This is a genomic window from Pseudomonas sp. NPDC089406, assembly GCF_044900265.1.
GTDB classification, from domain to species: domain Bacteria; phylum Pseudomonadota; class Gammaproteobacteria; order Pseudomonadales; family Pseudomonadaceae; genus Aquipseudomonas; species Aquipseudomonas fakonensis.
Map to the genome: position 1 here is coordinate 176389 of NZ_JBJDNC010000007.1, position 13332 is coordinate 189720.

Annotated in this window: 9 protein-coding genes; 8 read left to right on the plus strand and 1 reads right to left on the minus strand. The window is 66.1% G+C overall.

From position 1 onward, the window contains the following. Positions 1-139: 139 nt before the first annotated feature. The gene (locus ACI2KK_RS07595; RefSeq protein ID WP_404668469.1) at positions 140-1984 is read right to left on the minus strand and encodes a polyurethanase; all 1845 of its coding nucleotides are present in this window, start codon (positions 1982-1984) and stop codon (positions 140-142) included. 236 nt (positions 1985-2220) lie between these two features. Here ACI2KK_RS07595 and ACI2KK_RS07600 point away from each other — a divergent pair, with 236 nt between their 5' ends. The 8 genes from ACI2KK_RS07600 (at position 2221) to ACI2KK_RS07635 (ending at position 13096) form a co-directional block, all read left to right on the plus strand. Further along, a complete protein-coding gene (locus tag ACI2KK_RS07600; RefSeq protein ID WP_404668470.1) occupies positions 2221-4158 on the plus strand; it encodes a DNA topoisomerase III in 1938 nt (645 codons plus the stop codon). Between the two features lie 249 nt (positions 4159-4407). Then, positions 4408-5127 carry a gluconate 2-dehydrogenase subunit 3 family protein gene (locus ACI2KK_RS07605; RefSeq protein ID WP_217884517.1) on the plus strand — a complete coding sequence of 240 codons (720 nt, stop codon included), beginning with the start codon at positions 4408-4410 and terminating at the stop codon, positions 5125-5127. A gap of 36 nt (positions 5128-5163) precedes the next feature. Next, a complete protein-coding gene (locus ACI2KK_RS07610; RefSeq protein WP_217884516.1) occupies positions 5164-6933 on the plus strand; it encodes a GMC family oxidoreductase in 1770 nt (589 codons plus the stop codon). An 11-nt stretch (positions 6934-6944) separates the two neighbouring features. Beyond that, positions 6945-8267, plus strand: a complete 1323-nt coding sequence (locus tag ACI2KK_RS07615) for a c-type cytochrome (protein ID WP_404668471.1) — start codon at positions 6945-6947, stop codon at positions 8265-8267. 558 nt (positions 8268-8825) lie between these two features. Then, positions 8826-10115, plus strand: a complete 1290-nt coding sequence (locus ACI2KK_RS07620) for an NAD(P)/FAD-dependent oxidoreductase (RefSeq protein WP_404668472.1) — start codon at positions 8826-8828, stop codon at positions 10113-10115. After that, complete coding sequence (locus ACI2KK_RS07625; protein ID WP_404668473.1) at positions 10108-10668, plus strand: helix-turn-helix domain-containing protein; 561 nt, start codon at positions 10108-10110, stop codon at positions 10666-10668. Before ACI2KK_RS07620 ends, ACI2KK_RS07625 begins: the two co-directional genes overlap by 8 nt. Before the next feature lie 10 nt (positions 10669-10678). Further along, positions 10679-12031, plus strand: coding sequence for a glutamine synthetase family protein (locus ACI2KK_RS07630; protein ID WP_404668474.1), 1353 nt, complete (start codon positions 10679-10681; stop codon positions 12029-12031). Positions 12032-12322: 291 nt separating this feature from the next. Further along, positions 12323-13096, plus strand: coding sequence for a TSUP family transporter (locus tag ACI2KK_RS07635; RefSeq protein ID WP_404668475.1), 774 nt, complete (start codon positions 12323-12325; stop codon positions 13094-13096). Positions 13097-13332 lie beyond the last annotated feature (236 nt).

Consider the following 13332-nt stretch of genomic DNA (forward strand, 5'->3'; position numbering starts at 1 on the left):
CCTGCGAACACCGGCACAGCCGGTGCCAGCCACCGCGCTGCCTGCTTCGCGACACAAGGCCGCTCCTACAGGTACAGCGCTGCCTCAGACCTCGCGCGGTCCTGTAGGAGCGGCTTCGCGGCACAGCGCAGGCGCCCGTTCAGGCAATCACCACCTGCCCCTCCAGCAACCCCGGTACCCCCACCAGCGTCACGCTGCTTTGCCCAAAGGTCAGCACCAGGTCATTGCCCACCTGGCTCAGGTGATCACGCAAGTCCGGCAGCGCCGTACCGCCCTCCACCCCCATGAACACCAGCCTGTCCTGGGCGCCGAAATCCAGCACCCGGTCCTGGCCGAACACCCCACTGAACAGGAAGGTATCGCTGCCCGCGCCGCCACTGAGCACATCATTGCCCGCGCCACCGACCAACACATCGTTACCCTTGCCGCCCTGCAAACGGTCATCGCCGCCCAGCCCGAACAGCCACTGGCCCTGGTTGCCGGCCACCAGCACGTCCGCCCCCTGCCCGCCACTTTGCGAGGCCGCGTAAGCCTCGAGCTTGCCGCTGCTGAGCAAGCCGTCCAGCCCCACTGCGTGGCTCACCTCCTTGCTGAAGAACACCAGGCTGCTCTCCTTGCTCACCAGCGTCTCCACGTTGCGCACCTGGCTGATACCGCCGTCCGCATTGCGGATGTACAGCGTGCCCTCGCCATCCCGGGCGATGTCCAGCCGGCCCAGGGCCTGCTCCAGCTTCAGCGTGTCGTGGCCACTGCCGCCGTCGATCAGGTTGAAGCCGCCGTCGTCACGGAAGGTGTCGTTGCCCGCCCCGCCATCGAGGTAATCGTTGCCGCGCCCACCGTGGATCAAGTCGTCGTGGGCCGAGCCGATGATGAAAGTGCTGCCTGTATGCGGCTCGGCACTACGGTTCAGGTCCTCGACCCAGGTCGAGCCCCGGGTGGCATCGGACAGGTTGCTCACCACCACAGTCGAGTCGCGGCTGGTCCAGGGGTAGAACGACGAGTCCAGCACCCGCCCCAGGCCATCGGCGTAGGCCGTCGGCAGGTGCGACAGCCAGGTGGCGATGTTGCCGATGGAGAACGGCAGCAGGTTCCAGGCGCCTGAGGCGTAGTAATCGTTGAAATTGACGATGTTGTCGGTGGCCGAGGCCTTCTCGCCATCGTGCACACCCAGGGTGCCCCAGGTGACCGAGGTGCCGTCGAGCACACGGAACACCGGGTCGTTTTCGTAGCCGATGTTGAGCACCTTGTCGGCATCGGCCGCCTGGGTTGGCGAGGCGAAGGCGACGTAGTTGGCATTTTCGAAGAAGCCGCCCCAGCGCTCACCACTGAGGTCGGCCAGACTGTTCACCGCCAGGCCACCCAGGCTGTGACCACTGACGGTGACATCAGCCCCGGTCAGCCCATGTGCCCTGGCAAAGGCCGCCACATCCCCGAGCAGGCCGTCGAAGGCGTTGCCGGCATAGTCGCGGGCGTAACCGGCCGGCCCAAGGGCCGCCAGCAGGTCGTTGAGCGCATCGCCCAGTGTGTCACCCAGCAGGTTCTCCCGCGGGCCGCTGGTGCCGCGAAAGGCGATGCCAATACCGGTCAACTGGCCACTGTCGTCATACCGGCCAAGCACCTCCACCTGGGCAGTCTCGTAGCCCGGCTTTTCGCCGTGGAAGGTGCCACGGGCGTCGGTACTGCCCTGGTAGCCCAGCTGTGCAGCACTGATGGGTGTCCAGCCGGCAGCCTGCACCTTGGTCAGCGCTGCTGCCTCGGAATCGGGGTTCCATGGCAGGCCGGGCACCACGCCCTGGCTGTCGGTGCCGCCGATCAGCGCCTTGACCAGTGTGGCCGGCAACCCCAGGCCAAAGCCGTACTGCTGGTAGCCAGCGGCAAAGCCGTCGTCGATACCGTGGTAGGCGTAGGTGGCCAGGGCCATGGCATCGTTGTAGAGGGCAGCAGAAGCGTTGCTGTCGAGCTGTTTGTAGTCGAAAACAGGCATTAGGTGACTTCCTTGTATCTTGTAGGAATGGCGCCCCAGCGACATCGTCCAATGACACAACTGGCAGGCGAACGGCAAAACTGGCACGGCCGTACCACTGCGTCCAACCCCAAGGCTGCGGCTACCCTGCCAAAGGTGCGGGCATAAAACCTGTACATGCATACAGATAAAACTTGCCTGAACGCCCTGGGTTGCGCATCCTAGTGCGCAACTTAAGCGACGAAGCTCCCGCGGCCATGCGCCTGTTCCTCTGCGAAAAACCCTCCCAGGCAAAAGACATCGCCAAAGTGCTCGGCGCCAACCGCCGTGGCGACGGCTGCTGGCAAGGCACCGACGTGTGCGTGACCTGGTGCATCGGCCACCTGCTCGAAACCGCCCCACCCGACGCCTACGACGAGCGCTACAAGCGCTGGTCCCTGGAGCACCTGCCGATCATCCCGGAAAAGTGGAAGATGACCGTCAAGCCCAAGACCGCCAGCCAATTCAAGGCGGTCAAGCGCCTGCTCGGCGAGGCCCGCGAGCTGGTGATCGCCACCGACGCCGACCGCGAAGGCGAAATGATCGCCCGCGAGCTGGTCGAACACTGTCGCTACCGCGGCCCCATCCAGCGCCTGTGGCTGTCGGCGCTGGACGACGCCTCCATTCGCAAGGCCCTCGGGCGCCTGCTACCCGGGCAGGACACCTTCAGCCTCTATCATTCGGCGCTGGGCCGCTCGCGCGCCGACTGGCTGATCGGCATGAACATGAGCCGCCTGTTCACCCTGCTCGGGCGCCAGTCCGGCTACCAGGGCGTATTGCCAGTAGGCCGGGTGCAAACCCCCACCCTGCGCCTGGTGGTGGACCGCGACCGCAGCATCGCCGACTTTGTGCCTGTCCCCTTCTGGGCCATCGACGTGCAGCTTGAAAGCGCAGGCCAGGTGTTCAACGCCCAGTGGCGCGCACCCGAGGACGCCTGTGACGACCAGGGCCGCTGCCTGAAGCAGGCCCTGGCCCAGCAAGCCGCCACCGACATGCAGGCCGCCGGCAGCGCCCAGGTGGTGCAGATTGCCACCGAGCGGGTGCGCGAAGCCGCGCCGCTGCCCTTCGACCTCGGCACGCTGCAGGAGCTGTGCTCGAAAAAGCTCGGCCTGGGCGCCCAGGAAACCCTCGACATCGCCCAGGCGCTGTACGAAACCCACAAGCTGATCACCTACCCGCGCAGCGACAGCGGCTACCTGCCCCTGAGCCAGCACAGCGAAGCGCCGGGCATTCTCGCCGCCCTGCAACGGGCCGACGCCAGCCTCGCCCCGTTGCAGCCGCACCTTGAGCCACAGCGCCGCTCGCGGGCCTGGAACGACCAGAAAGTCAGCGCCCACCACGGCATCATCCCCACCGCCGCCGCCAGCGACCCGGCGCGCCTGCCGCCCAAGTACAAAGCCGTGTACACCTTGATCCGCGCCCGCTATCTGGCGCAGTTCCTGCCCAACCACGAGTACGACCGCACCCAGGCCGACTTCGACTGCGCCAGCCACGCCCTGCGCGCAGTGGGCAAGCAAATCGTCGAACCCGGCTGGCGCCGTGCCCTGCCCGAGGCCCTGACCCCGGCCAAGGGCCGCGAAGCGCCCCCCGCCCAGGTGCTGCCGGCCTTGCACAAAGGCCAGCACTGCAACCTGCACGGCCTGAACCTCAAGGACCTGTGGACCCAGCCCCCCAAGCCCTTCACCGAAGGCGACCTGATCAAGGCCATGAAGAACGTCGCCAAGCTGGTGGACGACCCGAAGCTCAAGCAAAAGCTCAAGGAAACCACCGGCATCGGCACCGAAGCCACCCGCGCCAGCATCATCCAGGGCCTGCTCGACCGCGGCTACCTGGTGAAAAACGGCAAGGCCCTCAGCGCCACGCCTGCGGCCTTCAGCCTGATCGACGCCGTACCCCGGGCCATCGCCGACCCCGGTACCACCGCCATCTGGGAGCAGGCGCTGGACATGGTGCAAAGCGGCGAAATGAGCCTTGAAGAGTTCGTCACCCGCCAGTCGGCCTGGATGGGCAAGCTGGTGCAGCGCTGCGCCGGCATGCGCCTGACCATCACAGGCCCCGCCGCTGGCAAGGCCGCAGCCCCCTGGAAGAAAAAGCGCCGCGCCACCGGCAAGGCCAAGCCCAAGGCCGCCCGCAGTAAAAAAGCCAAGCCGCAGTAAACGCCGGCTGGCCGGCGTTATCGCCCTGCCCTGCGACAATTCACACCGTTGACAAAGCCGGTAGAAATAAATTGTTACCCATTAGGTAGCCTGCTACCATTCTCGCCCCGTGAGATACGATGACTGTCATCCATATGACCAAATGAGTCCGTGCAGTGCAGCGCACCCTCAGCGTCACACAAGAGCAGCGCCCAAGCCTGCCATGTCCACATTTCACGGGTCTGAGTGATTAGTCATAGGTAGACCTGCATGTTGCTAACCAAACACACCTCGCGAAGGAAGTTTCTGCTTTCGTCGCTGATCGCCTTGCCCGCCATGGGCATCACCGTCAACGGCCTCAGCGCTGCGATGGCGGCAGAGCTGGCGGCGCCGAGCCTCGACAGCTACACCCCAAGCTTTTTCACCCCGGCCGAATGGACTTTCATCCTCGCCGCCTGCGACCGCCTGATCCCGGCCGACGGCCGTGGCCCCGGCGCGCTGGAAACCAACGTGCCGATCTTCATCGACCAGCAACTGGCCGGTGACCTGGGCAGCGAGATCTACCTCGAAGGCCCGTTCGACCTGAATGCCCCGGCCACGCTCGGCTATCAGCTGCCCTACACCCCGCAGCAGATCTACCGCAAAGGCATCGCCGCACTCGAGAGCTGGTGCCAGGCCACCCACGGCCAGCACTTCGCCCTGCTCGAGCTCGGCAAGCGCGACGACGTACTGAAGAAGATGCAAGCCGGCCAGGTCGACTTCGCAGCCCACGGCGAAGACATCGTCAAGGCCAAGCTGTTGTTCGGCGAACTGCTCAACCACACCCGCCAGGGCTGGTTGGCCGACCCGATCTACGGGGGCAACAAGGGCATGAAGGCGTGGATTGCCATCGGCTTCCCCGGTGCCCGCGCCAGCTACCTGGAATGGGTCGCCCAGCACAACGTCCCGTACCCCCTCGGCCCGGTCAGCCTGACCGGCCAACGCGGTTGATCCCTTCGCCCTGCACCACAGCATTCAAGGTTTTTTATGCCACAGATTACCAATGACGAAGTCGACGTTGCCGTCGTCGGCCTGGGCTGGGCCGGCTCGCTGATGAGCATCGAGCTTGCCCAGGCAGGCTTGAAAGTGCGCGCCTTCGAACGCGGTGAAGACCGCACCAATGCCGACTTCCACTACCCGAAGCCTGCTGACCAGTACGCCTACGGCGTGCGCAACAAGATCATGGTCACGCCCAAGGCCGGCGCGCTCACCGTGCGTCACAACCTCAACGGCACCGCCCTGCCGACCCGCCAGTGGGGCGCCTTCGTGCCCGGCACCGGCGTGGGTGGCTCGGGCCTGCACTGGACCGGCGTGCTGATCCGCCCGACGCCGACCGACATCAAGCTCAAGACCTACGCCGACCAGGCCTACCCGCCGGGCGTACTGCAAAGCGACATGACCATCGGCGACTTCCCGTTCACCTGGGACGAGATCGAGCCGTACCTCGACAAGTTCGACAAGATCTGCGGCCTGTCGGGCAACACCGGCAACCTCAACGGCCAGATCCTGGTTGGCGGCGACCCGTTCGAGGGCCCGCGTTCCAACCCCTTCCCGCTGCCGGCGCTGGAAGACACGCTGAACAACGTGATGTTTGCCGACGCGGCGCGCAAGCTCGGCTACCACCCGTTCCCCAACCCGTCGGCCAACGTCTCGCGGGCCTGGAAGAACCCCTACGGCAACCAGATCGCACCGTGCAACTACTGCGGCTACTGCAGCAAGTACCCGTGCCTGAACTTCTCCAAGGCCTCGCCGCAAACCGCCGTGCTGGACGCGCTCAAGCGCATGGACAACTTCGACTACCGGGTCAACGCCAACGTGCTGCGCGTGGAGCTGCACCCGGACGGCAAGACCGCCAAGGGCATCACCTACGTCGACGCCCAGGGCAACGAAGTGTTCCAGCCGGCCAAGATCGTCGTGCTGGCGGCCTTCCAGTTCGTCAACGTGCGCCTGATGCTGCTGTCGGGCATCGGCCAGCCGTACAACCCGGTTACCCGCAAGGGCACCATCGGCCGCAACTACGCCTTCCTCAGCAACGGCGGCGCCACGCTGTTCTTCAAGGACAAGAACTTCAACCCCTTCGCCACCGCCGGCGCCACCGGGCAGATGTTCAACGACGTCTCCCCCGGCAACTACGACGGCCCGTCCCTGGGCTTCATCGGCGGTGCCAAGATCCACAGCTCGCAAGCCAGTGGCGCACCGATCGGCACCTCGCTGCCGTCCGGCACCCCGGAATGGGGCCAGGGCTGGAAGGAAGGCATGCAGGACTGGTACGGCCACTCGATGAAAATCAGCATCACCACCAGCTGCATGTCGTACCGCGACCACTACGTCGACCTCGACCCCACCTACAAGGACCCATGGGGTCAGCCGCTGCTGCGCATCACCTTCGACTGGAAGGAAAACGAGCTGAAACTGCAGCAGCACCTGCGCAACATCGTCCTGGACATCACCAAGGAGCTGAACCCCGACAGCTACAGCGAAAGCTTCCTGGGCATGGATTCGCACTGGGACATCACCAAGTACGTGTCCACCCACAACGTCGGCGGCGCGATCATGGGTGACTCGCCCGAAACCAGCGCGCTCAACCGCTACCTGCAGAGCTGGGACGTGCACAACGTGTTCGTGCCGGGCGGCAACGCCTTCCCGCAGAACTTCCAGGCCAACCCGACCTCGATGATCGGCGCCCTGACCCTGTTCGCGGCCCAGGCCATCAAGGACCAGTACCTGAAAAACCCTGGCCCGCTGGTGCAGGCGTGAGGAGCGAGAGCATGAAGAGCAAAACCCGTTCCATTGTTTCGGTATTGCTGGGTGTCGCCGTGCTGGCGGTGGTGCTGGCCTGGCTCGGCGCCAGCCTGCTCAACCGCGCAGGCGACGCCCAGGCCAAGCTGACCCAGGCCGTCACCCCGGCGCTGATCGAAAAAGGCGCCTACCTGGCCCGCGCCGGTGACTGCGTGGCCTGCCACACCAGCCACGACGGCGGCAAGCCGTTCGCCGGCGGGCTGGGCATCGCCTCGCCGATCGGCACCATCTACTCCACCAACATCACCCCCGACAAGCACACCGGCATCGGCAACTGGAGCTACGGCGAGTTCGAACGCGCGGTACGCCGCGGCATCGGCCACGACGGCAGCGCGCTGTACCCGGCCATGCCGTTCCCGTCCTATGCCAAGGTCAGCGATGAAGACACCCAGGCGCTGTATGCCTACTTCATGCAAGGCGTAGCCCCGGTCGCGCAGCCGAACAAAGCCAACGACATCCCCTGGCCGCTGTCGCTGCGCATGCCGCTGGCCTACTGGCGCGCGCTGTTCTCGCCGGCCCCACAGGCCAGCGCGGCCAACACCGGCGCCACCCCGATCGAGCGCGGCGCCTACCTGGTGCAAGGCCTCGGCCACTGCGGCTCGTGCCACACCCCGCGGGCGCTGACTCTGCAGGAAAAAGGCCTGGACGAGTCGGCCGCAGGCTACCTGACCGGTACCGAGCTCAACGGCTGGAACGTACCGGCCCTGCGCGGCATGCCGCACTGGAGCGAAGAAGAGCTGGTGGAGTACCTGGGCAGCGGGCGCAACGCCAAGGCCTCGGTGGCCGGCGAGATGACCGACGTGATCGCCAACAGCACCTCGCACATGAGCGATGCCGACCTGCAGGCCATGGCGGCCTACCTGAAATCCCTGGCGCCGGCCAAGGGCTCGGCCTACCAGCAGCAGGCCGAGCGCAGCAAGGCGACCACCGCCAAGCTGACCGCCGCCAAGGACCTGACCCTGGGCGAGCGGCTGTACATCGACAACTGCGGTGCCTGCCACTTCGTTAGCGGTGAAGGCGCGCCACGGGTGTTCCCACGCCTGGATGGTGCCTCGGTAGTCAATGCAGCCAACCCCGATGCCTTGCTGCACGTGATCCTCGCCGGCGCCGCAACGCCGTCCACCGAGCGTGCACCGTCGGTGCTGCCAATGCCCGGCTTTGCCGAGCGCATGGACGATACGGAGGTGGCGCAGTTGGCGACCTTCCTGCGCCAGGGCTGGTCGAACCAGGCCTCGGCGGTATCGCCTGAGCAGGTGCGTGAAATTCGCGCGCAGCTGGCACGCACGCACTGAGTGACGGCCCCGAAGGCGCCATGGCGCGCCTTTGGATACGCCTGCCCTCGCCCGCGTCAGCAAAGCCCTGGATAACCAGGGCTTTTTTGTTTGCAACACAACCCGGCTCCTATGGAACAAATCACAACTCGTTGATTTAACGAAGATTTTGTGGGAGCGGCTTCAGCCGCGAACACCGGCGAAGCCGGTGCCATCTAGCGCAGTGCCTGCTTCGCGGCTAAAGCCGCTCCCACAGGTACGGCGCTTGGTTCGGGGTTCGCGCGACCCTGTAGGAGCCGGCTTGCCGGCGATCACCGGCACAGCCGGTGCCAGCATTCGCCTGTGCCGGCCCTATCGCCGGCAAGCCGGCTCCTACAGGGGGCGCGCTAGATTTTAGAAATTGAACAAGACAGTTGCTCCCACAGGGGCCGCGGCGCATCTGCGAGACCACTTCTCTGCGCGACAGCGCAGCCCGCAGAGCTGGGTGATCTCCTACAAGGTGCTCTCTGACTGGCGCGATGAAATTCTTCTGCTATTTTTTCATGAAAATAATCAGAATAAATTTCACGAGGCCCCGGCATGTTCAAGCAGTCCGCCCAGCACGTCGCCAGCTACTACGCCCGCACCTACCCCGCCAGCATCCCCCTGCGCCCCACCCTGCACGGCCCCCATGACACCGATGTGCTGATCGTCGGCGCCGGTTTCAGCGGCCTGCACACCGCCCTGCGCCTGGCCCAGGCCGGGCAACGGGTGACCCTGCTGGAAGCCAGCCGGGTGGCCTGGGCCGCCTCCGGGCGCAACGGTGGCCAGGCGCTGCTTGGGTGGTCGTGCGACCTGCTACCGCTGGAAAAAGCCCTGGGCCTGGAGCGCAGCCGGCGCCTGTGGGACAGCATGTGCTGGGCCGCCCGCGAACTGCGCGAGCTGCCCCTGCGCCACGGTTTCGACATCGACTACCGCACCGGCAGCCTGTGGAGCGCCGTGCTGCCGCGCCGGGTCGCGCTGCTGGAACAGGCCCGCCGTGAAGCCGAAGCCAAGTACGGCTATGACTGCCTGCGCCTGATCGGCCGCGACGAGTTGCCCGAATGGATCGACAGCCCTCGCTACCAGGCCGCCCTGTACGACCCCAACGGCGCCCACCTCAACCCGCTGAAACTGGCCCAAGGCCTGGCCAGCGCCATCGAGGCCGCTGGCGGGCGCATCTTCGAGCAGAGCCAGGTGCTCAGTTACCACGAACATGCCGGCGACTTCGTTGCCCGCACCGGCAGCGGCGAGGTGCGCAGCCAGGTGTTGGTGCTGGCCTGCAACGCCTACATCGACCGCCTTGACCGTGCCCTCGCCCAACGCCTGTTGCCGGTAGGTTCCTACCAAGTAGCCACCGCGCCGCTGGACGCCGATTTCGCAAACTCCCTGCTGCCACGCAACAGCTGCGTGATCGACAACCAGTTCGTCCCCGACTACTTCCGCCTGACCCCCGACCACCGCCTGCTGTTCGGCGGCGGCTGCACCTACCTGGGCGGTATCCCCAAAGATGTGGCCGCCGCCACCCGCCCCTACCTGGAACGGGTCTTCCCGCAGCTGCGCGGCGTGGCCATCGAACACGCCTGGGGCGGCCATATCGACTGCAGCATCCAGCGCACCCCGGACATCGGCCGCCAGGGCCAGCGCTACTGGCTGCAGGGCTTCTCCGGCCATGGTGTGCTGCCGACACTGGCCGGCGCACGGGCAGTGAGCGACGCCATCCTCGGCAATGACGAGTTGCTGGCCCTGTACCAGGGCATCGACAACGGCCGCTTCCCGGGTGGCGACCTGCTGGCCGCGCCGCTGGAGGCCGCCGCCAAGGCCTGGTACCGGATGCGCGACCATGTCTGAGCTGATCGACGACGCCCAGGCGCTGGCCCGGCTGGTGCGTGACCTGCGCAAGCACCGCGGCCTGACCCTCGATGAGCTGGCCAGCCGGGTCAACCGCTCGCTGGGTTTTCTGTCGCAGGTCGAGCGCGGCCTGTCGCGCCCCACCGTGGCCGACCTCACCGCCATCAGCGAAGCCCTGCACGTCCCTACTACCTACTTCTACCAGGCGGTGCCGCCGCGCCAGATCGACTGGGTCACCCGCCCCGGCGAACGGCGCACCCTGTACTACGCCGCCGGGGTCACCGACGTGCTGGTGTCACCTACCCTCAACGGCCGCTTCGCCATGCTCGAAAGCCACCTGGCGCCCGGCGCCAGCAGTGGCGACGGGCACCTGGACGACAGCTCCGAACAGGGCGGCTTCGTGCTGCAGGGTGAGCTGACGCTCTGGCACCACGGGCACGAGGGCGCCGTCACCCTGCGCGCCAACGACAGTTTCCAGCTACCGCCGCACAGCCAGTTCCGCTACGCCAACCTGACCGACCAGGCGACCCGGGTTCTCTGGGTCTTCCGCTGAGAGCATTGCAATGACAAGTACAAAAAACGCCCCCACCCTGCTCGATGAAGTCCGCGCCTTCCGCCTGCACCACCCCGACGTGCGCTACGTCGACCTGCTCAGCCTGGATATCCCCGGGCATTTCTACGGCAAGCGCTACCCCATCGACATGCTCGAAAAGGTCGCCGCCGGCAGCCCGCTGAAACTGCCGCAGAACTGCGTGTTGCTGGGTGCCCAGGGCGGGCTGTTCCCGATCGGTGACTACTGCTTCAACGACGGCGACCCCGACGCCCAGCGCCGCCTGGTGCCCGGCACCCTGAAGCCAGTGACCTGGGAGCGTGAGCCGCTGGGGCAGATGCTGATCACCTCCGACGGCACCGCCGCGCCCATCGAGTTCGAGCCGCGCGAAGTACTGGCGCGGGTGCTGCAACGCCTGGAGCGCCGGGGCATACGCCCGGTGGTGGCGTTCGAACTTGAGTTCTACCTGTTCGACCGGGCACTCAAGGACGGCCTGCCGCAGTTCCCCCGCGACCCGTTCAGCCAGGATGAAGACGACCAGCCGAACATGCACATCGAGCGCCTGTCGCGGTTTTCGGACGTGCTGCGCGACATGGTCAGCACCGCCAACATCCAGGGTGTGGACGCCAACGTGATCACCGCCGAACTGGGCCCGGGCCAGTTCGAAATCAACTTCGGCCACTGCGACGACGGCCTGCGCGCTGCCGACTGGGCGGCGCTGTTCTGCCGCAGCACCCGCGGCGTTGCGCTCAAGCACGGGCTGCGCGCCTCGTTCATGAGCAAGCCCTACCTGCAGGCCCCGGGCAGCGGCATGCACGTGCACGTGAGCCTGTACGACCCGGCCGGCAACAACCTGCTGGCCGCCGACCAGCAGCGCCCGCTGCGCCACGCCGTGGCCGGCTGCCTGGCGTTGTTGCCGCACTGCATGCCGATCTTCGCCGACAACCACAACGCGTTTCGCCGCTACGGCGCCATGGTCAATGCCGCCAGCCGTGCCAGTTGGGGCTTCGAGGACCGCGACGCGTGCATCCGCATCCCCGAGTCAAGCCCGCACAACCTGCGCATCGAGCACCGCCTGGCCGGCGCCGACGCCAACCCGTACCTGGTGCTGGCGGCCATCCTCTGTGGCATGGAACACGGCCTGGACGCCGCGCAGGAGCCCATCGCGCCGCTGAACGATGACCGCACCAGCGGCATCGACTTCCCCAAGGACATGCCCGCCGCCGTGGCCGCCATGCGCGGGCACCCGGCGGTCAACGAAGGGTTGGGGGAGGAGTTCGTGATGGTGTACTGCGAGAACAAGCGCCAGGACCACCTGGCGTTCATGCACGAGGTGAGTGCGCGGGAGTATCGCTGGTTCCTCTGAGCCAAGCGCTGGCCCCTTCGCGGGTAAACCCGCTCCCACAGAGATTGCATAAGCCTCAGGCCTGCGCTGCAGCTGTAGGAGCCGGCTTGCCGGCGATGAGGCCAGTTCAGGCAGCACAAGACAGTTGCTCCCACAGGTACAGCATTTGCCTCAAAGGCTGTGCAATACCTGTGGGAGCGGGCTTGCCCGCGAAGAGGCCAGCACTGGCAACCTGTTACCCCCAGGATTACCATACCCTCCTTCCAGCGCGGCCCTTTGCCGCACGCCCTGCCCTCTGCCAGCCCGATACCAATGCCCTTCGAACTCACCGTAGAACCCCTCACCCTGCTGATCCTCGCCCTGGTGGCATTCGTTGCCGGTTTCATCGACGCCATCGCCGGCGGCGGCGGCCTGCTGACCACACCGGCGCTGCTCACCGCTGGCATGCCACCGCACCTGGTGCTGGGCACCAACAAGCTCAGTTCCACCTTTGGCTCGGCCACCGCCGGCTTCACCTATTACCGGCGCAAGCTGTTCCACCCGGCGCAGTGGCGCCCGGCGTTGTTCGCAACGCTCACCGGCGCGCTGATTGGCGCGGTGATTGCCCACTTCATGCCGGCCGAATGGCTGAACAAGATGCTGCCGGTGATCGTGTTCGCCTGCGGCGTGTACCTGCTGTTCGGCGGCACGCCCAAGGCGCCGCTGGATGCCGACGCGCCGATTCGCAAGAAATGGCAGGTACCGCAGGGCTTCACCTTGGGTTTCTACGACGGCGTTGCCGGGCCTGGGACGGGGGCGTTCTGGACGGTCAGTACGTTGCTGCTGTACCCCATCGACCTGGTACGTGCCAGTGGCGTTGCGCGGAGCATGAACTTTGTCAGCAACATTGCGGCGCTGACGGTGTTCATCATTTCCGGGCAGGTGGATTACATCGTCGGGTTGTGCATGGGGTTGTCGGTGATGGTCGGGGCGTTCTTCGGGGCGCGCACGGCGATCAGCGGGGGGAGCAGGTTTATTCGGCCGGTGTTTATTACTGTGGTGTTGGCGTTGACTGTGCGGTTGGCTTGGCAGCATTGGTTTGGGTGATGGGGGCGGGGTCGGGGCTTTAGGGTGATTGCTTTTGGAGATGTATGCGCATTCATAGACGATGAGCGCTTTTCGTCACCTTTCCGCCCTTACGGCGGCTTACTTTTGTCTTGGCAAAAGTAAGCAAAACCGCCTGCTCCTATCATCCGGCCCCCTACGCTGCGCTTCGGGGGTTCCCTCGCTCCGGGCTTGCTCCGGAGGTACGCGCCGACGGGCCGTCCCTGGCCCGATCGGCG